General features: G+C 65.2%; 20 protein-coding genes. 6 read left to right on the top strand and 14 right to left on the bottom strand.

Going from position 1 to position 20819, the window contains the following annotated elements; translation table 11 throughout:
• Positions 1 to 17 precede the first annotated feature (17 nt).
• The 3 genes from coaE to AC1D02_RS01090 all read left to right on the top strand — a co-directional run bounded on the left by coaE (position 18) and on the right by AC1D02_RS01090 (position 1686).
• Positions 18 to 665: a dephospho-CoA kinase gene (gene coaE, locus AC1D02_RS01100; protein ID WP_477312830.1), complete on the top strand. Its 648-nt coding sequence runs from the start codon at positions 18 to 20 to the stop codon at positions 663 to 665.
• Between the two features lie 64 nt (positions 666 to 729).
• Positions 730 to 1485: a cell division protein ZapD gene (gene zapD / locus AC1D02_RS01095; protein WP_477312828.1), complete on the top strand. Its 756-nt coding sequence runs from the start codon at positions 730 to 732 to the stop codon at positions 1483 to 1485.
• 18 nt (positions 1486 to 1503) lie between these two features.
• Positions 1504 to 1686: a DNA gyrase inhibitor YacG gene (locus AC1D02_RS01090; RefSeq protein WP_477312826.1), complete on the top strand. Its 183-nt coding sequence runs from the start codon at positions 1504 to 1506 to the stop codon at positions 1684 to 1686.
• Between the two features lie 39 nt (positions 1687 to 1725).
• On the opposite strand, the gene AC1D02_RS01085 is transcribed toward AC1D02_RS01090, so the two are convergent.
• Genes AC1D02_RS01085 through argJ form a run of 4 tightly spaced genes read right to left on the bottom strand, consistent with a single transcriptional unit; the run spans position 1726 to position 5634 of the window.
• Positions 1726 to 3021, bottom strand: a complete 1296-nt coding sequence (locus tag AC1D02_RS01085) for a D-amino acid dehydrogenase (protein ID WP_477312824.1) — start codon at positions 3019 to 3021, stop codon at positions 1726 to 1728.
• A 30-nt stretch (positions 3022 to 3051) separates the two neighbouring features.
• Positions 3052 to 3516 (bottom strand): NUDIX domain-containing protein, encoded by a 465-nt coding sequence (locus tag AC1D02_RS01080; protein WP_477312822.1) that lies wholly within the window; start codon positions 3514 to 3516, stop codon positions 3052 to 3054.
• Positions 3513 to 4391 (bottom strand): ATP-binding protein, encoded by an 879-nt coding sequence (locus AC1D02_RS01075; protein WP_477312820.1) that lies wholly within the window; start codon positions 4389 to 4391, stop codon positions 3513 to 3515. Before AC1D02_RS01075 ends, AC1D02_RS01080 begins: the two co-directional genes overlap by 4 nt.
• A gap of 4 nt (positions 4392 to 4395) precedes the next feature.
• Positions 4396 to 5634 (bottom strand): bifunctional glutamate N-acetyltransferase/amino-acid acetyltransferase ArgJ, encoded by a 1239-nt coding sequence (gene argJ / locus AC1D02_RS01070; RefSeq protein WP_477312818.1) that lies wholly within the window; start codon positions 5632 to 5634, stop codon positions 4396 to 4398.
• Positions 5635 to 5815: 181 nt separating this feature from the next.
• Here argJ and AC1D02_RS01065 point away from each other — a divergent pair, with 181 nt between their 5' ends.
• Both AC1D02_RS01065 and AC1D02_RS01060 read left to right on the top strand, forming a co-directional pair.
• The gene (locus AC1D02_RS01065; protein ID WP_477312816.1) at positions 5816 to 7390 is read left to right on the top strand and encodes a DUF945 family protein; all 1575 of its coding nucleotides are present in this window, start codon (positions 5816 to 5818) and stop codon (positions 7388 to 7390) included.
• Positions 7391 to 7405: 15 nt separating this feature from the next.
• Complete coding sequence (locus AC1D02_RS01060; protein ID WP_477312814.1) at positions 7406 to 8470, top strand: AI-2E family transporter; 1065 nt, start codon at positions 7406 to 7408, stop codon at positions 8468 to 8470.
• 2 nt (positions 8471 to 8472) lie between these two features.
• Here the strand turns inward: AC1D02_RS01060 and AC1D02_RS01055 are convergent, their stop codons facing one another.
• Positions 8473 to 9492: a lipase family protein gene (locus AC1D02_RS01055; protein WP_477312812.1), complete on the bottom strand. Its 1020-nt coding sequence runs from the start codon at positions 9490 to 9492 to the stop codon at positions 8473 to 8475.
• Between the two features lie 83 nt (positions 9493 to 9575).
• Complete coding sequence (gene secA, locus AC1D02_RS01050; RefSeq protein ID WP_477312810.1) at positions 9576 to 12338, bottom strand: preprotein translocase subunit SecA; 2763 nt, start codon at positions 12336 to 12338, stop codon at positions 9576 to 9578.
• 226 nt (positions 12339 to 12564) lie between these two features.
• Between secA and AC1D02_RS01045 the strand changes: the two genes are divergently transcribed.
• The gene (locus AC1D02_RS01045; RefSeq protein WP_477312808.1) at positions 12565 to 13059 is read left to right on the top strand and encodes a DciA family protein; all 495 of its coding nucleotides are present in this window, start codon (positions 12565 to 12567) and stop codon (positions 13057 to 13059) included.
• 171 nt (positions 13060 to 13230) lie between these two features.
• On the opposite strand, the gene lpxC is transcribed toward AC1D02_RS01045, so the two are convergent.
• From lpxC to AC1D02_RS01005, 8 genes are all read right to left on the bottom strand, one after another.
• The gene (lpxC, locus tag AC1D02_RS01040) at positions 13231 to 14166 is read right to left on the bottom strand and encodes a UDP-3-O-acyl-N-acetylglucosamine deacetylase (RefSeq protein WP_477312806.1); all 936 of its coding nucleotides are present in this window, start codon (positions 14164 to 14166) and stop codon (positions 13231 to 13233) included.
• An 18-nt stretch (positions 14167 to 14184) separates the two neighbouring features.
• Positions 14185 to 15081: a DMT family transporter gene (locus tag AC1D02_RS01035; protein WP_477312804.1), complete on the bottom strand. Its 897-nt coding sequence runs from the start codon at positions 15079 to 15081 to the stop codon at positions 14185 to 14187.
• Positions 15082 to 15146: 65 nt separating this feature from the next.
• A complete protein-coding gene (locus tag AC1D02_RS01030) occupies positions 15147 to 15650 on the bottom strand; it encodes a redoxin family protein (protein WP_477312802.1) in 504 nt (167 codons plus the stop codon).
• A gap of 74 nt (positions 15651 to 15724) precedes the next feature.
• On the bottom strand, positions 15725 to 16258 hold the full coding sequence (locus tag AC1D02_RS01025; RefSeq protein ID WP_477312800.1) for a TlpA disulfide reductase family protein: 534 nt from the start codon (positions 16256 to 16258) through the stop codon (positions 15725 to 15727).
• A gap of 161 nt (positions 16259 to 16419) precedes the next feature.
• Positions 16420 to 17622 carry a cell division protein FtsZ gene (ftsZ, locus tag AC1D02_RS01020; RefSeq protein WP_477312798.1) on the bottom strand — a complete coding sequence of 401 codons (1203 nt, stop codon included), beginning with the start codon at positions 17620 to 17622 and terminating at the stop codon, positions 16420 to 16422.
• A gap of 166 nt (positions 17623 to 17788) precedes the next feature.
• On the bottom strand, positions 17789 to 19021 hold the full coding sequence (ftsA, locus tag AC1D02_RS01015; RefSeq protein ID WP_477312796.1) for a cell division protein FtsA: 1233 nt from the start codon (positions 19019 to 19021) through the stop codon (positions 17789 to 17791).
• A gap of 11 nt (positions 19022 to 19032) precedes the next feature.
• Positions 19033 to 19851: a cell division protein FtsQ/DivIB gene (locus AC1D02_RS01010; protein ID WP_477312794.1), complete on the bottom strand. Its 819-nt coding sequence runs from the start codon at positions 19849 to 19851 to the stop codon at positions 19033 to 19035.
• Positions 19852 to 19855: 4 nt separating this feature from the next.
• Positions 19856 to 20818, bottom strand: coding sequence for a D-alanine--D-alanine ligase (locus AC1D02_RS01005; protein ID WP_477312792.1), 963 nt, complete (start codon positions 20816 to 20818; stop codon positions 19856 to 19858).
• Position 20819: the final 1 nt, after the last annotated feature.

Genomic DNA, 20819 nt, shown 5'->3' with positions numbered 1-20819 from the left:
GGGCCGGCGAGGACATCATGGACAAGGCGCACGGCCCACTATTACAGATCGGACTGACCGGCGGCATCGGCTGCGGCAAGACCACCGTGGCCAACATGTTCGCCGCGCTAGGCGCTTCGGTGGTCGACACCGACCTGATCGCCCACGCGATGACCGCGCCAGGCGGGCCGGCGATGGCCGCGATCGGCGCCGAATTCGGCCCCGCCTTCGTCACCCCCGACGGCGCCCTCGACCGCGCCGCGATGCGCGCCCTGGTATTTTCCGACCCGCCCGCCAAGCAACGTCTGGAAGCGATCCTGCATCCGCTGATCCGCGCCGCCGCCGAGAGCGAAGCCGCTGCGGCGACCGGCGCCTACGTCATTTTCGTCGTGCCCCTGCTGATCGAATCGGGCAACTGGCGCGACCGGGTCGCGCGCGTGCTGGCGATCGACTGTCCCGAGGAGATGCAGATCGCCCGCGTGATGGCGCGCAATGGCTTGCAAGAAGCGCAAGTCCGCGAGATCATGGCGGCGCAGGTCACGCGCGCGCAGCGGCTGGCCGCGGCCGACGACGTGATCGTCAACGACGACGGAATTGGTGCTTTGGCGCCGCAAGTGGAAGCGTTGCACCGGCAATACATTACAATGTCGTCCAGAATGACAGATTTACCATTGGAGAATTTGTAATTTTGCGTCGACTGGTTCAGAATCACGTGATTCTTCTCCGGCCTATAAGAAAAGGGATGTCATTTTGATCGTCTACGAATACCCTTTCAACGAGCGCATACGCACGTTATTGCGGCTGGAAGATTTGTACGAGAAATTCAAGTTCTTTGTTCACCAGGAACACGCGATGCAGCACCACGTCGCGCTGTCCACTATTTTCGACATGCTGGAAGTGGCCGGCCGCGCCGACCTCAAGTCTGACCTGCTGCAGGAGCTCGAGCGCCAGAAGCAGAGCCTGCTGAGCTACCGTTCCAATCCGAATGTGGTCCCCGAAATGCTCGACGCCGTGCTCGGCGAACTGGAAACCGTCAGCGCCAACCTGGTCGCGGCGCAGGGCAAGACCGGCCAGAACGTGCGCGACAACGAATGGCTGATGAGCATCCGCGGCCGCACCATCATTCCGGGCGGCGCCTGCGAATTCGACCTGCCCTCGTATTACGCGTGGCAGAAGCGTCCGTCCGAGCAGCGTTACAATGACATCGTCGCCTGGTTCGCGCCGCTGGCGCCGCTGTTCGACGCGCTGGCCCTGGTGCTGCGCCTGCTGCGCGACTCCGGCGGGCCGGTCAAGATGATCGCCAACGCCGGCAGCTACCAGCAAATGCTGCAAGGTAAGGTCTACCAGATGCTGCGCTTGAGCCTGGACGAGAACCTGGGCGCGATCCCGGAAATATCCGCCAACAAATACATGCTGTGGGTTCGCTTCACGAGCCAGGGCGGCGACCTGAAACCGAAGCCGCTGGAAGACGACGTACCGTTCGAACTCACGCTGTGCAATTTTTAAAGAAGTGAGTGATTTGCCATGCCAGTAGTAGCCTGCCCCACCTGCGCCAAGAAGGTCGAATGGACCGAGGCCAACAAGTACCGCCCGTTCTGCTCGGAGCGCTGCAAACAGATCGACCTGGGCGCCTGGGCCGAAGAGAAGTTCGTGATTCCCGGCGGCGCGCCGACCGACCCGCTTGACGATCCGCTGGCCGACGAATAGCAAGGGTCTGACCCCGCGGGGTCAGACCCAGGTGTTGCTTTAAGCCGTCACGCCCTGCGGCACGAAGATCGGCTTGTTGCCGCTGCCGTAGCGATCCATGAACAGCCCTTCCAGCCCGATCTCCGGCTGGCGTCCCGACACCAGGTCGGCCAGCACGCGGCCCGATCCGCACGCCATGGTCCAGCCCAGCGTGCCGTGGCCGGTGTTGAGGAACAGGTTGCGGTAAGGCGTCGGCCCGATCACCGGCGTGCCGTCCGGCGTCATCGGCCGCAGGCCGCACCAGAATTCGGCCTTGCTGGTGTCGCCGCCGCGCGGGAACAGGTCGGTCACCGAGTGCTCCAGCGTGTCGCGGCGCGCCTTGCGCAAGGTCAGGTCGTAGCCGGCGATTTCCGCCGTGCCGCCGACGCGAATGCGGTCGCCCAGGCGCGTGATCGCCACCTTGAACGTCTCGTCCATCACCGTCGATTCCGGCGCGCCGGCCGCATCGACGATCGGCACCGTGATCGAATAGCCCTTGACCGGATACACCGGAATGCGGATGCCGATCTGCTTCGCCAGCAGCGGCGAATAGCTGCCCAGCGCCAGCACGAAGGAATCGGCCTTCAGCTCGCCCATCGAGGTCACCACGCCGGTGATCTTGTCGCCTTCCACGGTCAGGCGCTGGATGTCGACGCCCTGGCGGAACTTGACGCCGAGTTCCTTGGCCATTTCGGCCAGGCGCTGGGTGAACTTGAAGCAGTCGCCGGTCTCGTCGCCCGGCAGCTGCAGGCCGCCGACGAATTTGCCGCGCACGATCGACAGCGCCGGCTCGGCCTTCTCACAGCCCTCCGGATCGAGCACCGAGTACGGCACCTTGTACTGGTCCAGCACCGCGATGTCGCCGGCCGCGCCATCGAGCTGCTTCTGGGTGCGGAACAGCTGCAGCGTGCCCTGGCTGCGCTCGTCGTAGGCGATGCCGGTGTCGGCGCGCAGCTGCACCAGGCAGTCGCGCGAGTACTCGGCCAGGCGCACCATGCGGCCCTTGTTGACCTCATAGCTCTTGTGGTTGCAGTTGGCCAGCATCTGGAACATCCAGCGCCACATCTGCGGGTCGAGCGCCGGGCGCACCACCAGTGGGCTGTGCTGCATCAGCAGCCATTTGACGGCCTTCGCCGGCACGCCCGGGCCGGCCCACGGCGAGGCGTAGCCCGGCGAGACTTCGCCGGCGTTGGCAAAGGAGGTTTCGAGTCCGGCCGCCGGCTGGCGGTCGATGACGGTGACTTCGTGCCCGGCCTTGGCCAGGTAATATGCGGACGTGGTGCCGATGACGCCACTACCCAAGACGATGATTTTCACAGAGATCCTTGTACAGATTTATAGAGCGGCCTACGCGCTTGCCGGCGGGGTCGCCGCAGCGTCGGCCGACGCAGTCTCCGACGGGTAGGTCGGGTACCGCAGCTGGTCCAGCCATTCAAGCAGGGGGATGGTTGCCGGCAGCAGCGGCGCGACGCCGACCGTGCCCTGCCACGCAAAAGCCTGCCCCTCCAGGCTTTGCGCTTCGCCGCGCCATGCTCGGCTGATGAAAAAATGCAGGCGCACGTGCGCGTGCTCGTACACGTGTTCGACGCCGCACCATTCCTCGGCGCTATCCACGTGCAGTCCCAGTTCTTCGACGAATTCACGCTGCAGCGCCGCGAACAGCGCTTCGCCCGCTTCGACTTTCCCGCCGGGGAATTCCCAGTAGCCGGCGTACGGCTTGCCTTCGGGACGCTGGCCGAGCAGCACGTCGCCGTTCGGCTTCATCAGGATCCCGACCACGACATCGATCGGGCCCGCCTTCACATCACTCATGCGCCCTGCCCTTGCAGCTTGCCCGCGTAGTCCTTGGCGAACTGCCACGCCACGCGGCCCGAACGCGAGCCGCGCTGCAGCGCCCAGCGCAGCGCCTCGGCCCGCGCCGCCTCGACCTGCGCGGCGTCGCAGCCGAAGCTGCCCAGCCAGTGCGCGACGATGTCGAGGTAGTCGTCCTGCTTGAACGGATAGAACGACAGCCACAGGCCGAAGCGCTCCGACAGCGATATCTTCTCTTCGACCGTCTCGCCCGGGTGCAGGTCGCCATTGTCGTCGCTGGTGTAGCCGGCGTTGTCCGACATCCGCTCCGGCATCAGGTGGCGGCGGTTCGAGGTGGCGTAAATGAGCACGTTGTCGGACTGCGCCGAGATGCTGCCGTCGAGCGCCACCTTCAGCGCCTTGTAGCCGCTCTCGCCTTCCTCGAACGACAGGTCGTCGCAGAATACGATGAAGCGTTCAGGCCGGCCGGCGACCAGGTCGACGATGTCGGTCAGCTCGGCCAGGTCGGCCTTGTCGACTTCGATCAGGCGCAGTCCGTCGCCGGCGAACTGGTTCAGGCAGGCCTTGATCAGCGACGACTTGCCGGTGCCGCGCGCGCCCGTCAACAGCACGTTGTTGGCCGGGCGCTTCTGCACGAACTGCCGCGTGTTCTGCTCGATCTGCTGCTTCTGCGTGCCGATGTTGTGCAGGTCCGACAAGGTGATAGCCGCGACGTGCGCGACCGGCTGCAGGTAGCCGTGGCCGCCCCGCTTCTTCCAGCGGAACGCGAAGCTGCGCTTCCAGTCCGGCTCGCGCGGGACGGCAGGCGGCAGCACGCCTTCCACGCGCAGAAGCAGTGCTTCGGCGCGCTGGAGCAACTGTTCGAGCGGCGTCATCTTCTTACGAGCGGTAGTCCGCGTTGATGGTCACGTATTCGTGCGACAGGTCGCAGGTCCACACGGTGGCCGACGCAGTGCCGCGGCCGAGCGTGACGCGGGTGAGGATCTCGCTCTGCTTCATCACGCGCTGGCCGTCCGCTTCCTGGTAGTCCGGATTGCGGCCGCCGTTCTTGGCGACCCACACGTCGTCGAGGTACAGATTGAGCTTGCTGACATCGAGGTCGTCCACGCCGGCATAGCCGATCGCGGCCAGGATGCGGCCCAGGTTAGGATCCGACGCGAAGAACGCGGTCTTGACCAGCGGCGAGTGGGCGATCGAGTAGGCGATCTTGCGGCACTCTTCGACAGACGCGCCTTCTTCCACCGTGATGGTCATGAACTTGGTGGCGCCTTCGCCGTCGCGGATGATCTGCTGCGCCAGGTTGCGCGAGATATCGGTGACGGCGTCACGCAGCGCGGCGTAATCGGCGCTCTCGAGGCTGTCGATCTCCAGCGATCCGGCGCCGGTGGCGATCAGGATGAACGAGTCGTTGGTCGAGGTGTCGCCGTCGATGGTGATGCAGTTGAACGACTGGTCGGCGGCGTGGCGCACCAGCTGGTCGAGCACCGGCTGCGCGACTTTCGCGTCGAACGCAAGGTAGCCCAGCATGGTCGCCATGTTCGGCTTGATCATGCCGGCGCCCTTGCTGATGCCGGTCATCGTCACTTCGTGGCCGCCGATGGTCACCGTGCGCGATGCCGCTTTCGGCTGGGTGTCGGTGGTCATGATGGCTTCGGCCGCGTTGAACCAGTTGTCGGCCTTCAGGTTGGCGATGGCCGCGGGCAGGCCGGCGACGATCTTCTCGACCGGCAGCGGCTCGAGGATCACGCCGGTGGAGAACGGCAGCACCTGCTGCGGCTCGCAGCCGAGCAGCCTGGCCAGCGCGGCGCAGGTTTCGTGCGCCTTGGCCAGGCCGGTCTCGCCGGTGCCGGCGTTGGCGTTGCCCGTATTGACCACCAGCGCGCGGATCGGCGCGCCGCCGGCGTTCACCGCCGCCAGGTTCGCCTTGCTGACCTGCACCGGCGCGGCGCAGAAGCGGTTGGTGGTGAACACGCCGGCCACGGTCGCTCCGGGCGCCAGGCGCATCACCAGCACGTCCTTGCGGTTCGGCTTCTTGATGCCGGCTTCGGCAAAGCCGATTTCAATGCCGGCGACCGGCTTGAGGCTGGCGGCGACGGGGAGCGGGGAGTTGACGGCCATGGGATTCCCTAGCGTAAAAATTTGAATCCGATATTGTACCGCCAGCAGCCCCGCAGAAGCGCGATGCTGCTCCCGCAGGCCAACACTTTTGTGCGGTGGCAATTAACTTTAACGAATACCTTGATGACTTTTAGAAACACGTAGTTGATAATAGAAAACATTTTCAAACATATAATTTCCCATGAAAACTCTCGTCCTGAGCAGCACCCTCGCCGTCGCGCTCGCCGGCATGCCTGTCCACGCTGCCGATGCGCCGAACCGGCCCGTGGTCAAACCGTCGGCCGTGATGGACGCGATGACGTCGATGATGCGCGAGTTGCAGGCTGCGGACAAAGCCAGGCTGCCGATGCGCGAGCGCCTCGATGCGATCGCCGAGTTCCGTCACGGGCCGGAGACGGCGCAGAAACTGAAAACGGTATTCGGCAGCGAGCGTCCATGGACGCTGGCGCGGCTGCCGGTCGCCAATGGCCGCTACGATTACGTGGGCACGCTGGCGCCGCTGCATTACACCAGCGAAGCGGGCGAGAACTACGAATGGGCGCCGCTGACGCTGAAAGTCTCGCTCGACAAGGCAAGCCGCAACGCGACGACCCATGGTTCGTGGCCGTCGATGGTCTTCGAAGACAAGGACGCACACGTCGCCGTGCGCGATATCACCCTGACCGCAAAGCAGAAACGCGGCTTCGGCGATATCTGGTTCGGCACCAGCGAGGCGAGCATCGCCAGCGTGCAGATCGACGTCAAGAAAGACGGCACCAGGGTGGCGCTGGAGGATATCCGGTTCCACGGCGACCTGATCGAGCGGCCGAAGTCGGTCGACATGGCCTACGGCTTCAGCGTCAAGGCCATCAGCGCGATGGAACAGAAGGTCGACAACGTCAAGTTCGCCATGCGCATGACGAACATCGACAAGGCGACGATTGCGGAGATGAAGGCGCTGGGCGAAAAAGCCCAGGCCAGCGCGGCGACGCCCGAGCAGCAACTCGCCGCCATGCAGCCCATCTTCAAGAGCTTGGGCAAGGCCGTGATCCAGCGCGGCGCGGCCTTCGAAATCGATGAACTGAGCGCCGGCTACAAAGGCAACACAGCCATCCTCAAGGGCCGCGTGACCGTCGAAGGCGCAAACGAAGCGGATCTCGCCACGATTCCGGCGCTGATCAAGAAGATCGTCGCCCGTTTCAACGTGCGGGTACCGGTCGCGATGGTGCGGGACATCGCCGCCAACGTCGCGGAGAAACAGGCCAGCGCCCAGGCAAAAGGCGGCGTCGCGAATCCGCAATCGGTCGCCCAGATCGCGCAGAGCATCAACGACATCGTCATCGGCAAAATGGTGGGCGGCGGCTTCGCGCGCATCGAGAAAGATGTGCTGGTGTCCGACATCGAGTTCCGCGGCGGGGTCTTGCGCATCAACGGCAAACAGATCGCCCTGCCGGCTTTCAATGCACCGAAGGCGCCGAGCGCGCCGCCGGCACTGCAGGCGCGCCGTATCGAGAGCCGCTGCGTGCTGCCGGATTATCCGGAAGACGTGGTGCGCGGCGAGCGTCCGTTCGAACTGTCGATCCGCTTCGTCGTCAAGGCCGACGGCAAGGTCGCCGACCTGGCGCTGGTCAAACCGAGCCAGGTTCCGGCTTATGACCAGGCGCTGCTCGCGGCGATGGAGCACTGCGCTTACATGCCGGCGCTGGTCAACGGCAAGCCGGTCGACATGCCGACCACCTGGCGCATCGTCAGCGAGCCTGGCCAGGCCCGCCCTTGATGACGGAGCGCTCCGATGAGTGAAACCCAGCGCGACATCCTCAGCACCTGTTTTTCGCTGGCGATCATCCTGTTCGCCGCGTTCGTCACGCAGCGCTTCTTCCTGCCGCTGGTATGGGCCGCGATCCTGTGCATCGCGACCTGGCCGCTGTTCGAGCGCGCCTTGCGCGCGTGCGGGGACCGCTCGATCCCGGCGGCGCTGATCGCGACTGTGGCCAGCGCGCTGCTGTTCCTGGTGCCGCTGGCCGTCGGCCTGGCCGAAGTGGCGCACCAGGCGCCGGCGCTGGCGGCCTTCATCGCGGAAGCCAACACCAACGGGCTGGCGGCGCCGGCGTGGGTGGCGCGCATCCCGATGGCGGGACCGGCGATCTTCGAATGGTGGACCAATACCCTGAGCCAGCCGCACGGCATGGCGCACCTGCTGCAGGACGGCTCGGTGGGCCGCCTGCACACCGCCAGCGAACTGCTGCGCAATTTCGGCGCGCACCTGCTGCACCGGCTGATCGACATCGGCTTCGCCTTCGTCGCGCTGTTCTTCTTCTACAAGGACGGGCCGGCGCTGGTGCGCCAGATGGACGCGATCGGCAGCCACTGCGTCGGCCGCGCGCGCTGGGAGCTGTATGCGACCAAGGTGCCGACGGCGATCCGCGCCACCGTCAACGGACTGGTGCTGGTCGGACTGGCCGAAGGCCTGCTGCTGGGGATCGTGTACGCGTTCGCCGGCGTGCCGTCGGCGGTGCTGTGGGGCGCCGCGACCGGCATCCTGGCGATCATCCCGTTCGGCGCGCCGATCGCGTTCCTGATCGTGTCCGGCATCCTGGTGGCGGGCGGCCATACCGGCGCCGCGCTGGCGGTGTTTGCCGCCGGCGTCATCGTGCTGTTCATCGCCGACCACTTCGTGCGGCCCACCATCATCGGCAGCGCGACCAAGCTGCCGTTCCTGGCGGTGCTGTTCGGGATCCTCGGCGGCGTCGAGACCATGGGCCTGGTGGGACTGTTCATCGGGCCGGTGGTGATGACGCTGTTCGTCACGCTGTGGCACGAAGAGAAGCTGTTCGGACCAGGCGTGCGCCAGGCGTAGCGTTAGCGCGGGGCGCGTGCCCGCAGGCGCGCCTCGGCGACGCGGACCGCCGCCTCGATCAGCTGGGGGCGCGGAAAATCATTGCGGTTGACGCCCAGCAGGCGCGCGCCCGCCATCGGCAAGGCGATGGCGAAATGGTCGGCGTTGGCGTAGCCGAGCAATTCACTGCGCGGCAGGATAGCGTCTGCATAGATCATCTGGCCGTCGTTACGCGCATCGATGCGCGCCAGGCCGTGCCGGAACACGGAAAACACGGACGAGACCCGCTCCGGAGCCGGCAGGCCCACAATGGAAAAATACAAGGGCGCGGCCGGCAATCGGTGCGTCGCGAGCCAGGCACGCCGGTAGTCGTGCGTCAGGGTGCGCACTTCCCCGCCATCGCCGCCGGGGCAGCGCGCGTAGGGCAGCAAGCCGGCGGTAACGCCATACAGCCGCTGCGACTTGTCGGCGGCGCTCGAGCCGTTGACCACACCCGCCACGCTGATGAACGCGGCGACGCTGCCGGCCAGCTCGGGATACGCCGCCAGCGCGGTCATGGTGTCGGCGACACCTTTCGAGTAGGCGACGATCACCAGCGGCACGCCAGGAACCGCCGCCCGTTCCCGCGCCACGTGCCCTCGGATGATCGCGGCATTGACGTCGGCGCCGGCCCGTCCCTTGACCGGCGCATGGCTGACGCGATAGCCGCCGGCGCGCAGCCGCAGCGTCGCATCGCCGAAGGTGAAACCGGCCGGCAGGCATTCGCTGAACAGTCCGCCCACGATCACGACGTTTACCGCGGGCGCGTGGCTGGTCGCCGGAGCAACCGCCGCAGGCGCTGCTTCGTCCGGAAAGCGCCGCAGCCAGTCGTTGCAGCCGGCGCCCGGATGGTCGCGCTGCATCAGCTGACAGAACACCGCACGGAATTCGGATCGCCCGTCGGCGACGCCCCGCTGCGCGGCCGGGCCGAGCGCGGACGACGCCGAGGCAACCGCCGCCGCCAGCGTCAGCGCGCCGCCCGGCAGAATCCATCGTAACGCCATGTATGCCTCCCCGGCCCGAACGTAAAAAAAGCGGCGGGGCTTTCACCCTGCCGCTTCGTTTGCAGTGACTGCGCTGCCGGCAGTTACGCCAGCTTGCCGTGGCACTGCTTGAACTTCTTGCCGCTGCCGCAAGGGCAAGGATCGTTGCGGCCGACCTTCATGCCCATGTAGGTGGTGCCGTCGTCCGCAGCCGCCGCCACTGGCGCCAGCAGGTCTTCCGGCGCCGCGTCAGGGTTGAAGTCGGCGTGCTGGTAGCTGACGTTTTCGATGTGCGCCTGCTGCGCGGCCATCGCCGCTTCCGCCGCCTCGACTTCCTCGCGCGACTGGATGCGCACCGTCATGACCATGCGGATCACTTCGTTCTTGATCTGGTCGAGCATGCTGCCGAACAGTTCGAACGCTTCGCGCTTGTACTCCTGCTTCGGGTTCTTCTGCGCATAACCGCGCAGGTGGATACCCTGGCGCAGGTGGTCCAGCGCGGCGAGGTGCTCGCGCCAGTGCGAGTCTACGCTCTGCAGCATCACGTTGCGCTCGAAGCTGCCGAACGAATCCTTGCCGACGATAGCGATCTTGGCGTCGTACGACGCGTCGGCCGCCTCGATCACTTTTTCCAGGATGTCGTCGTCGGTGAGGTTCTGGTCGGCCGCCAGCATCTCGGTCAGCGGAACGGCCAGGCTCCAGTCGTTCGCCAGCACCTTCTCGAGCGACGGAATGTCCCACTGCTCTTCGACTGACTCGGCCGGCACGAAGGCGCGCACCACGTCGGTGAACACGCCGACGCGCAGCGATGCGATCAGTTCCGAAATGTCGGTCGTCTCGAGCAGCTCGTTACGCTGGGTGTAGATCACCTTGCGCTGGTCGTTGGCGACGTCGTCGTATTCGAGCAGCTGCTTGCGGATGTCGAAGTTGCGCGCCTCGACCTTGCGCTGCGCCGATTCGATCGAGCGCGACACGATGCCCGCCTCGATCGGTTCGCCTTCCGGCATCTTCAGGCGGTCCATGATGGCGCGCACGCGGTCGCCGGCGAAGATGCGCAGCAGCGCGTCGTCCAGCGACAGGTAGAAGCGCGACGATCCCGGATCGCCCTGGCGCGCGGCACGTCCACGCAGCTGGTTGTCGACGCGGCGCGATTCATGGCGCTCGGTGCCGATGATGTGCAGGCCGCCGGCGCCGACCACGTGGTCGTGCAGCGACTGCCATTCGTCGGTCAGCTTGGCCGATTGCGCGGCCTTGTCGGCGTCTGTCAGGTCGGGATTGGCTTCAATCAGCTGGATCTGCTTCTCGACGTTACCGCCCAGGACGATGTCGGTGCCGCGGCCCGCCATGTTGGTGGCGATGGTGATCATCTTCGGACGGCCGGCCTGCGCGATGATTTCCGCTTCGCGCGCGTGCTGCTTCGCGTTCAGGACGTTGTGTTCGAGGTTGGCCTTGGTCAGGATCCCCGACAGCAGCTCGGAGTTCTCGATCGACGTGGTGCCGACCAGGACCGGCTGGCCGCGCTCGTAGCAGTCGCGGATATCGGCCAGCATCGCGCCGTATTTCTCGTCGGCCGATTTGTACACCTGGTCCTGGCGGTCGATACGCTTGGACGGACGGTTCGGCGGAATCACCACGGTCTCGAGGCCGTAGATCTCCTGGAACTCGTAGGCTTCGGTGTCGGCGGTGCCGGTCATGCCCGACAGCTTGCTGTACATGCGGAAGTAGTTCTGGAACGTGATCGAGGCCAGGGTCTGGTTCTCGTTCTGGATGCGTACGCCCTCTTTCGCTTCGACTGCCTGGTGCAGGCCGTCGGACCAGCGGCGCCCGGTCATCAGGCGGCCGGTGAATTCGTCGACGATCACCACTTCATCGTTCTGCACCACGTAGTGCGTGTCCTTGTGGTACAGCGCGTGGGCGCGCAGCGCCGCGTACAGGTGATGGATCAGGGTGATGTTGGCGGCGTCGTACAGCGAGGCGCCAGGCGGCAGCAGGCCCATGTTGGTGAGGATCGCTTCGGCGTGCTCGTGGCCCGCCTCGGTCAGCAGCACGGTGTGCGCCTTCTCGTCCTTGGTGTAGTCGCCGGGGACTTCGACCACGCCCTTGCCGTCCGGCGTCTCTTCGCCGATCTGCAGGGTCAGCATGCCCGGCACCGCATTGATCTTGTGGTACAGGTCCGTGTGGTTCTCGGCCTGGCCGGAGATGATCAGCGGGGTGCGCGCTTCGTCGATCAGGATCGAGTCCACTTCGTCGACCACGGCGAAGTTCAGGCTGCGCTGCACGCGCTCGCGCGCTTCGTAGACCATGTTGTCGCGCAGGTAGTCGAAGCCGAATTCGTTGTTGGTGCCGTAGGTGATGTCGGACGCGTAGGCCTGCTGCTTGGTGTCGTGGTCCATCTGCGACAGGTTCACGCCGGTGGTCAGGCCCAGCCAGCCGTACAGGCGGCCCATCCACTCGGCGTCGCGCTGCGCCAGGTAATCGTTGACGGTGATGACGTGCACGCCCTTGTCGGACAGCGCGTTCAGGTAGGTCGGCAGGGTCGCCATCAGCGTCTTGCCCTCGCCGGTGCCCATCTCGGCGATTTTGCCGTAATGGAGCACCATGCCGCCGATCAGCTGGACGTCGAAGTGGCGCATCTTGAGCACACGCTTGGCCGCCTCGCGGCACACCGCGAACGCTTCCGGCAGCAGGTCGTCGAGCGAGGCGCCGGCGGCGACACGCTTTTTGAAATCGGGCGTCATCGCCTGGAGTTCGGCATCGGACAGCGCTTCCATCTGCGGTTCGAGCGCATTGATCTGGGCAACTGTCTTTTTGTATTGCTTGAGCAGCCGCTGGTTGCGGCTACCGAAAATCTGGGTCAGTAAGGACATGCTTTGAATTCTTAAAAATGCGCCGCGAAAAAGAGCTGGAATGATATCAAAAAGATATCGTCCGGAGCCCGCCTATGGCAAAAAGAGGGTGATTTTATCATGCGATCCGGCCACACTTGGGGATATACGGTTGGATAACAAGTACGGCGGGAAAAGAAAGTTGCCATTCTGACCCTTTCCCGACATTCCGCCGCAAGCCGAGGCCGCCTGTGATATCTTGCGGCTCATGCGGTTTACTACTTCCAATCAATTTTCCGGCCACATCTACGGGACCAAATCGCGCCAGACTTCGATCGGCGCGACGGACTTTCTCGGCGCCAATGCCCGGATGGCAAGCCTGTTGCCGACCGCGATGCGCATGGGGCGGCTGCAGAAGGATTGCGCCGACGCGCTGCCGCCGATGTTCGCCAGTTGCGACGTGCTGTCGTTCGAGGATGCGCAGCTGGTGCTGGCCACGCCGACCTCGGCGGTGGCGGCCAAGCTGAAGCAGCAGCTGCCCAAGCTGCAGGCGGCGCTGATGAAGCGCGGGTGGCAGATTAACAACATCAAGCTGAAGGTGCAGGTCACGCGCAGCATCGCGCCGGTCGTGCACACGCGCCAGCTGGACTTTCCGAAGACGGCGGTCGATGCGTTTGCGGAGCTGGGCGAGACGCTGCCGGACACGCCGGCCAACGCCAAGCTGATAGCGGCGATCAAGGCGATGGCGGCCAGGCGCCGCTGATTTAATCCGGGGTCTCCCCCTGACGCCTTCAAGTGAAGCTATCGGACACGCGGCGCTGCTTCGAGCGCCGGCGTCAATACACGGGGTCAGGTCCGCCGGACCTGACCCCGGGCTTGGCGCCGCGGCTTGAATTCAAGTCAACTCAATGGTATCGGGGCCCAACCCCCAGCTTTAAGTCAGCGCCCACTCGCGCGCCATCTGGCGCACATACGAGGCCGGCGCGCTGCCCGGCGCGTCGAACGAGACGATTTCGTACGCGTCCGGCCGCTCCAGCAGCGCCAGCAGCAGCTGGTTGTTGAGCGCGTGCCCCGACTTGTGCGCGTGATAGCTGGCCAGCAGCGGATGCCCCACCAGGTACAAATCGCCGATCGCGTCGAGGATCTTGTGGCGCACGAATTCGTCTTCGTAGCGCAGTCCGTCCGAATTGAGGATGCGGTATTCGTCCATCACGATGGCGTTTTCCAGCGAGCCGCCGCGCGCCAGGCCCATGCCGCGCAGGCTTTCCACGTCCTGCATGAAGCCGAAGGTGCGCGCGCGCGCCACGTCGTGCACATATGACACGTCGCCGAAATCGACCAGCGCGCGCTGAGTGGTGCCGTCCACCGCCGGGTGGTTGAATTCGATGTAGAAGTCCAGCTTGAACCCGTCGTGCGGCGACAGGCGCGCCCACTTCTCGTTGTCGCCGGTCCCGTGGCGCACTTCGACGTCCTTCAGCACGCGGATGAATTTCTTGGCAGCGCCCTGCTCCTGCACGCCGGCCTGCTGCAGCAGGAATACGAAGGACGAGGCCGAGCCGTCCATGATCGGGATCTCTTCGGCCGACACGTCGACGTACAGGTTGTCGATCCCGAGGCCGGCGCAGGCCGACATCAGGTGTTCGACGGTCGATACGCGCGCCTCGTCCTTGATCAGGACCGAGGCCATGCGGGTGTCGCCCACCACGCCGGCGCTGGCCGGAAATTCGACCACCGGGTCGAGGTCGACGCGGCGAAACACGATGCCGGTGTCGACCGCCGCCGGGCGCAACGTCAGTTCGACCTTGGTGCCGGAATGCAGGCCGACGCCGATCGTGCGTACCAGCTGTTTGATGGTTCTTTGTTTGAGCATCCGGCGATTATAGCTGCTCTACGGATGCTCGGCTTCGGCGTGCCCGCCTTCGTGGCGGATCAGGTACAGGCCGCTGGCGATGATGATCGCGGCACCGATCAGGGTGTAGCGGTCGGGCAGCGTGTGCCACAGCAGCCAGTCGAAACCGACTCCCCAGGCCAGCGCCGCATACTCGAACGGCGCCACCTTGGACGCTTCGCCGGAGCCGAACGCCTCGGTGATGGCCAGTTGGCCAAGGAAGCCGCTGACCGCCAGCACGCACAGCAGCATCGTGTCGCTGGCGCGGACCGGCACCCAGTTCGGCGCCGCCAGCGCCGTGGCGCCGATCGACATCATCACGATCAGCGACAGCACCAGGTGCTCGCTGCGGTCGGTGCGCGACAGGATGCGCGCGGTGACCGCGGAGATCGCGTACATCGTCGCGGCGCCCAGGATGGCCAGCCCGCCCAGGGTGAAGAAGCCCGCCGCGCTCGGGCGCAGCACCACCAGCACGCCGGCCATGCCGACCACGATGGCGGCCCAGCGCGCGGGGTTGACGCGCTCTTTCAGGAACAACACCGACAGCGCGGTGATCAGGGCCGGCGCGATGAAGAAGATCGAATAGGCTTCGGCCAGCGACAGCGTCTGCAGGCCAAACGCGAACAGCGCCAGCATCGTCACGCCCATCGCCGCGCGCGCCAGGTGCATGTTCCAGCGGATGTTGAGGGCGGTGGCGAAGGCGCCGCGCCAGGCGACGTAGGCGCACACCAGTGGCAGCGATACCAGCGCGCGCAGGGACGCCACCTGCATCGCCGGATAGTGCTCCGACAGCAGTTTCATCACGGTGTCCATCGCCGAGAACAGGGTCACGGCGGCCAGCATCATGTAGATGCTGCGCAGGTTTGCGCTACGCGCGGTGGTCAGTGTCTGTTCCATGAAACGATCTCGGTAAAACGAAAAACGGCGCCGCGGCGCCGTCCTGGTGTCGCTGCGAAAAAGGCTTAGGCCAGTTGCGCCAGCATGGTTTCGGCGTTCGACACTTCGAAACCCTTGCCTTCGACGTTGAGCTGCTTGACGACGCCGTCTTCGACCAGCATCGAGTAGCGCTGCGAGCGCGTGCCCATGCCGTGCTTCGAGAAGTCGGCGTCCAGGCCCAGCGCCTTGCTGTAGTCGCCATTACCGTCGGCCATCATGCGAACAATGCCGGTGGCTTTCTGGTCGCGGCCCCACGCGCCCATGACGAAAGCGTCATTGACCGAGATGCACCAGATTTCGTCGACGCCCTTGGCCTTCAAGGCGTCGGCGTTGGCGACGTAGCCTGGCACGTGCTGTGCGGAGCAGGTCGGGGTGTAAGCGCCCGGCAGGCCGAAGATCGCGATCTTCTTGCCCTTGGCCAGTTCGGTCACTGAGAATTTATTCGGGCCGAGCGAGCAGCCTTCGGTTTCGGTTTCGATGAATTCAGCCAGCGTGCCTTCTGGCAGTTTGTCGCCGATTTTGATGGTCATTCAAGACTCCTGGGATCAGATTGTGGAAGTGACAGCAGTATGCCTGATCCCGGATTTTCTTGCAGGCGGCGGGCTTACGGCGCCCCGCCGGCCGGCGCTGCGCCGATCGCGCGGTTGATATCCGCGGTGATGGCATCAAGGCTCGATTCGCCGTAGCCGCGGTGCACGGCGACGATCTTGCCGTCGCGGCCGATGATCACCATGTGCGGGATGCCCTTGACGCCAAACGCCGCTTGCGCGGTCTCGCCCGGGTCGTACACGAGGTCGATGGCGAGCTTCCCGTCCAGCAGGCGCCGAACCCTTCGGAATACATCGCGGTCCTCGGTATTCACCGCGATCACGTGCACGCGCTCTTTGCCGACACGCTGGATGCCATCGAGGATCGGCAGCTCCTTCAGGCAGTACGGACACCACGTGGCCCAGAACGAAACCACCACCGCGCTGCCCTTGTATTTGGACAGCAGTACGGGGTCGCCGTCGAACGAGGTTCCTATGCGGTCGGGCGGCGTATCTCCGGCGCCGGGAACCGCCGCGGAGGCGCTGAACGAGACGAACAGCAGCAAGGACGCGGCCAGCAGGCGGGCGCGCGAAAACAGGGTTGGAGTCATGGCTCTCTCTTCGGTGAGTTTCCGGACATCGTTGCAATTATGCAATATATCGCATAATTCACCTGCCGCAACATTAATCGACAAATAAAAAGGACCCGCCCTCGCGGACAGGTCCCTTCTTTTCATGCGATCGCGTCCCCCCCGGGGCGCGGCGCGTGCTCTTAGTCGGCTTGCTTGCGCAGGAAGGCCGGGATGTCGTACGTCTCGACGCCGTTACGCTGCATCGCCTGCACCTGTTCGGATGCCTGCTCGCGGCGCCACACGGCCGGCTGCTTCATGCCTGCGTCATGGCCGACCGAGGCCGAACCCATCGTGATGCCGGCCGACGCGTGCAGGCCGGCGGCCGACGCCATCAGCGGCGTGTTGTGGGTGCCGGTCATCTTCATCGGCTGCTGAACCAGCTGCATCGCCTTCTTGGCTTTGCCCAGGCCCGTCGCCACCACGGTCACGCGGATGTCGTCGCCCATGTTGTCGTCGTACGCGATGCCCTGCGCGATCGACGCATCCGGCGCCGCGAACGCGCGCACCGCGGCCATGACTTCCTTGATTTCCTTGCCCTTCAGGCCACGGCTGGCGGTCACGTTGACCAGCACGCCGCGCGCGCCCGACAGGTCGATCCCGTCCAGCAGCGGCGAAGCGACTGCCTGCTCGGCGGCGATGCGCGCGCGGTCCACGCCCGACGCGGTCGCAGTGCCCATCATGGCCTTGCCCTGCTCGCCCATGATGGTCTTGACGTCGTTGAAGTCGACGTTGATGTGGCCCGGCACGTTGATGATTTCGGCGATACCCGCAACCGCGTTGTTCAGCACATCGTCGGCGTGCTTCATCCAGTCCAGCATGGATTCATCTTCGTAGATGTCTTCCAGCTTTTCGTTGAGGATGATGATCAGCGAGTCGACGTGCTTGGTCAGTTCGTCCAGGCCCGCCTCGGCGATGTCCATGCACTTCTGGCCTTCGTACGAGAACGGCTTCGACACCACGGCCACCGTCAGAGCGCCCATCTGCTTGGCGATTTCGGCGACGATCGGCGCGGCGCCGGTGCCGGTGCCGCCGCCCATGCCGGCAGCGATGAAGACCATGTGCGCGCCGCGCAACGAGTCTTCGATGCGGGCACGCGATTCTTCGGCCAGCTGGCGGCCGACCGACGGCTTCATCCCGGCGCCGAGGCCGGACTCGCCGATCTGGATCACGTTGTGCGCGCTGGAAGCGGCCAGTGCCTGCGCATCGGTGTTCGCCGCGATGAATTCAACGCCGGACACGCCCTTGTTGATCATGTGCTGAACCGCGTTGCCGCCCGCGCCGCCGACGCCGACGACCTTGATGATAGTACCCAGTGCTGCGTTGTCGACCATATCGAACTCCATGATGAAACTCCTAATCAAATTGCCGTTTCCAAGCGCCAGGACTCATAGCATTGGCATGAAACCTGGAGATTGAAAACCGCGACTTCAGTTAAATAAATAAAATGTGTTCAAATTTTTTGCTGCCGAACCCGAACCCGAACCGCCTGCCTGTACCGCCCCGCCCCGCCTAGAAATTCCCTAAAAACCACTCTTTCATCCGCTGCCACACCGCCTTCACCGAGCCGTCCTGGCGCGTCACGATGTGACCGCGCAGGTACTGTTTCTTCGCCTCGAGCAGCAGCCCGAGGACCGTCGCGTAGCGCGGGCTGCGCACCACGTCGGCCAGCTGGCCGCGGTAGTCCGGCGTGCCGAGGCGCGCCGGCTTGAGGAAAATGTCTTCGGCCATTTCGACCATGCCCGGCATGATCGCGGTGCCGCCGGTGAGCACGATGCCCGACGAGAGCACGCCCTCGTAGCCGGACTCGCGCACCACCTGGTGCACCATCGCGAACAGCTCTTCGACGCGCGGCTCGATCACCGCCGCCAGCGCCTGGCGCGACAGGTTGCGCGGACCGCGGTCGCCCAGGCCCGGCACTTCCAGCGTCTCGCCCGGATCGGCAAGCACCTGCTTGGCGACGCCGTAGCGGATCTTGATTTCTTCCGCTTCCGACGTCGGCGTGCGCAGCGCCATCGCGACGTCGTTGGTGATCTGGTCGCCGGCGATCGGAATCACCGCCGTGTGGCGGATCGCGCCGTCCGAGAACACCGCAATGTCGGTGGTGCCGCCGCCGATGTCGATCAGGACCACGCCCAGCTCTTTCTCGTCGGCCGTCAGCACCGCGTCGGCCGAGGCCATCGGCTGCAGGATCAGGTCCGACACTTCCAGGCCGCAGCGGCGCACGCACTTGACGATGTTCTGCACCGCCGACACCGCGCCGGTGACGATGTGCACCCGCACTTCGAGGCGGATGCCGCTCATGCCGATCGGCTCGCGCACGTCTTCCTGGCTGTCGACGATGAACTCCTGCGGCACGGTGTGCAGCAGCTGCTGGTCGGTCGGGATGTTCACGGCCTTGGCCGTTTCGATCACGCGCGCCACGTCGGTCGAGGTGACTTCCTTGTCCTTGATCGCGACCATGCCGCTCGAATTGAACGAGCGGATATGGCTGCCCGCGATGCCGGCGTAGACGTTGCGGATCTTGCAGTCGGCCATCAGCTCGGCTTCTTCGAGCGCGCGCTGGATCGATTCGACCGTCGCCTCGATGTTCACCACCACGCCCTTTTTCAGGCCGCGCGACTCGTGCTGGCCCAGTCCGATGACTTCATGGCGTCCGTCGGACATCACTTCGGCCACCACGGCCACCACTTTCGAGGTGCCGATATCGAGTCCGACGATCAGGTTTTTAGCGTCTTTTGTCATTTTGCAGGGGCCTAGTGCTTGCTGGTTTTCTTGGTTGTTGTGGTAATCATTTTTGCGACGGCCTTCACAGGCTTGCTTCCATCTTTCGGAATTTTCAGTCCCGCCGCCGCCAGCGCCAGCCCGTTCTGGTAACGCATGTCGATCGATTCGATGCTTTGCACGCGCGCGGCCAGCTGCGGATAAATCTTCACCAGCCGCTGCACGCGGTCGCGCAAGGTGGTGTGATCCTTCTCGCGGCCCAGCGCCACCTGCATGCCGTTATCGAGCGTCACCGTCCACGCATAACGCGTGGACAGGCTCAATGCTTCCGGCACCAGCTGCACCGGCGCGAACCAGGAACGCAGCTCGGCGAACCGCGCCAGCACTTCCTTCTCGCTGCCGTCGGGACCGTCGAACTGCGGCAGCGCATGATCCTCGTCGGCCTCGGCCAGGTTGGCGGTGAACACGTCGCCCTTGACCGACAGCAGGCGTCCGTCCTCGCCCCACGTGCCGAGCGGCTCATGCTCCTCGACCGACACAATCAGCTGGTCCGGCCACTCGCGCCGCACCTGCGCGCGCCGCACCCAGGGCACCGCTTCGAACGCCGTGCGCACCTGCTCCAGGTTGGTGGTGAAAAAATTTCCCTTGATCTTGCCCAGCACGCCGGCGCGCACCGTCAGTTCGCTCACCCGTTTCAGTTCCATGTCGTACATGCTCTCGACGCGCACCGTCTTCAGGGTGAACATCGGGCGCTGCGACACCCACCACACGCCGGAGGCTATGCACGCGAGCACCACCCCGGCCATCAGGCCGTTGGCGGTTGCGTTCAGAGCGCGGGCGTCCTGCCACATCTTGTTATGCCTTTACCATTTTCAAACGTGCCGACGCGACGATCTCGAGGCACAAATCTTCGTAACTGATGCCGTCGGCGCGCGCCGCCATCGGCACCAGCGAGTGCGTCGTCATGCCCGGCGAAGTATTCGCTTCGAGCAGGAACGGACGGTTGTCGGAGGCGCGCAGCAGCACGTCGACGCGGCCCCAGCCCTCGCATCCCAGCGCGCGGTAGGCCGCGAGCGCGATGCGCGACATCTCGGCCGCCATCGCCGCATCGAGCGGCGCCGGGCAAAGGTATTTCACGTCGTCGGTGAAGTACTTGTTCTGGTAATCGTAATTGCCCTGCGGTGCGACGATCTCGACGATCGGCAGCGCGCGCGCATCCTTGCCGCGACCGAGCACGGTCACGGTGAACTCGCGGCCGGTGACGAATTCCTCGGCCAGCACCAACTCGTCGTATTTCGCGGCCAGGTCGTAGGCGGCCTGGAACTCGCCGGCGGCGTTGACCTTGGTGATGCCGATGGTCGAGCCTTCGAGCGGCGGCTTGACGATCAGCGGCAGGCCCAGGTCGGCCGCCACTTTGGCCAGGTCGGCGCCCGCTTCGAGGGTGGCGTACTTCGGCGTCGGCAGGCCGTGCATCAGCCAGATCACCTTGGTGGTGATCTTGTCCATCGCGACGGCGCTGGTCATCACGCCGCTGCCGGTGTACGGAATGCCGAGCTGTTCGAGCGCGCCCTGCAGGCTGCCGTCTTCGCCGAAGCGGCCGTGCAGCGCGATGAACACGCGGTCGAATTTCTCCGCGGCCAGCTCGGCCAGGCTGCGCTGGGCTGGGTCGAAGGCATGGGCGTCGACGCCGCGGCTTTGCAGCGCGGCCAGCACGCCGGTGCCGGACATGATCGAGACGTCGCGCTCGGCGGAGCGGCCGCCGAACAGCACGCCGACCTTGCCGAGTGCCTTGACGTCAATGTTGGAAGGAGCGCTCACG

Source organism: Massilia sp. P1_C10 (assembly GCF_056406475.1).
This window is presented reverse-complemented; position numbering and strand designations above follow the sequence as displayed.

What these genes read in the sequence shown, in the direction of transcription:
- AC1D02_RS01055 (WP_477312812.1), bottom strand. Translation starts at nt 9,492, where the DNA reads ATGGCGTTACGATGGATTCTGCCGGGCGGCGCGCTGACGCTGGCGGCG.
- AC1D02_RS01090 (WP_477312826.1), top strand. Translation starts at nt 1,504, where the DNA reads ATGCCAGTAGTAGCCTGCCCCACCTGCGCCAAGAAGGTCGAATGGACC.
- coaE (WP_477312830.1), top strand. Translation starts at nt 18, where the DNA reads ATGGACAAGGCGCACGGCCCACTATTACAGATCGGACTGACCGGCGGC.
- AC1D02_RS01065 (WP_477312816.1), top strand. Translation starts at nt 5,816, where the DNA reads ATGAAAACTCTCGTCCTGAGCAGCACCCTCGCCGTCGCGCTCGCCGGC.
- AC1D02_RS01030 (WP_477312802.1), bottom strand. Translation starts at nt 15,650, where the DNA reads ATGACCATCAAAATCGGCGACAAACTGCCAGAAGGCACGCTGGCTGAA.
- ftsA (WP_477312796.1), bottom strand. Translation starts at nt 19,021, where the DNA reads ATGACAAAAGACGCTAAAAACCTGATCGTCGGACTCGATATCGGCACC.
- AC1D02_RS01025 (WP_477312800.1), bottom strand. Translation starts at nt 16,258, where the DNA reads ATGACTCCAACCCTGTTTTCGCGCGCCCGCCTGCTGGCCGCGTCCTTG.
- ftsZ (WP_477312798.1), bottom strand. Translation starts at nt 17,622, where the DNA reads ATGGAGTTCGATATGGTCGACAACGCAGCACTGGGTACTATCATCAAG.
- AC1D02_RS01075 (WP_477312820.1), bottom strand. Translation starts at nt 4,391, where the DNA reads ATGACGCCGCTCGAACAGTTGCTCCAGCGCGCCGAAGCACTGCTTCTG.
- secA (WP_477312810.1), bottom strand. Translation starts at nt 12,338, where the DNA reads ATGTCCTTACTGACCCAGATTTTCGGTAGCCGCAACCAGCGGCTGCTC.
- AC1D02_RS01010 (WP_477312794.1), bottom strand. Translation starts at nt 19,851, where the DNA reads ATGTGGCAGGACGCCCGCGCTCTGAACGCAACCGCCAACGGCCTGATG.
- lpxC (WP_477312806.1), bottom strand. Translation starts at nt 14,166, where the DNA reads ATGCTCAAACAAAGAACCATCAAACAGCTGGTACGCACGATCGGCGTC.
- AC1D02_RS01035 (WP_477312804.1), bottom strand. Translation starts at nt 15,081, where the DNA reads ATGGAACAGACACTGACCACCGCGCGTAGCGCAAACCTGCGCAGCATC.
- argJ (WP_477312818.1), bottom strand. Translation starts at nt 5,634, where the DNA reads ATGGCCGTCAACTCCCCGCTCCCCGTCGCCGCCAGCCTCAAGCCGGTC.
- AC1D02_RS01045 (WP_477312808.1), top strand. Translation starts at nt 12,565, where the DNA reads ATGCGGTTTACTACTTCCAATCAATTTTCCGGCCACATCTACGGGACC.
- AC1D02_RS01080 (WP_477312822.1), bottom strand. Translation starts at nt 3,516, where the DNA reads ATGAGTGATGTGAAGGCGGGCCCGATCGATGTCGTGGTCGGGATCCTG.
- AC1D02_RS01060 (WP_477312814.1), top strand. Translation starts at nt 7,406, where the DNA reads ATGAGTGAAACCCAGCGCGACATCCTCAGCACCTGTTTTTCGCTGGCG.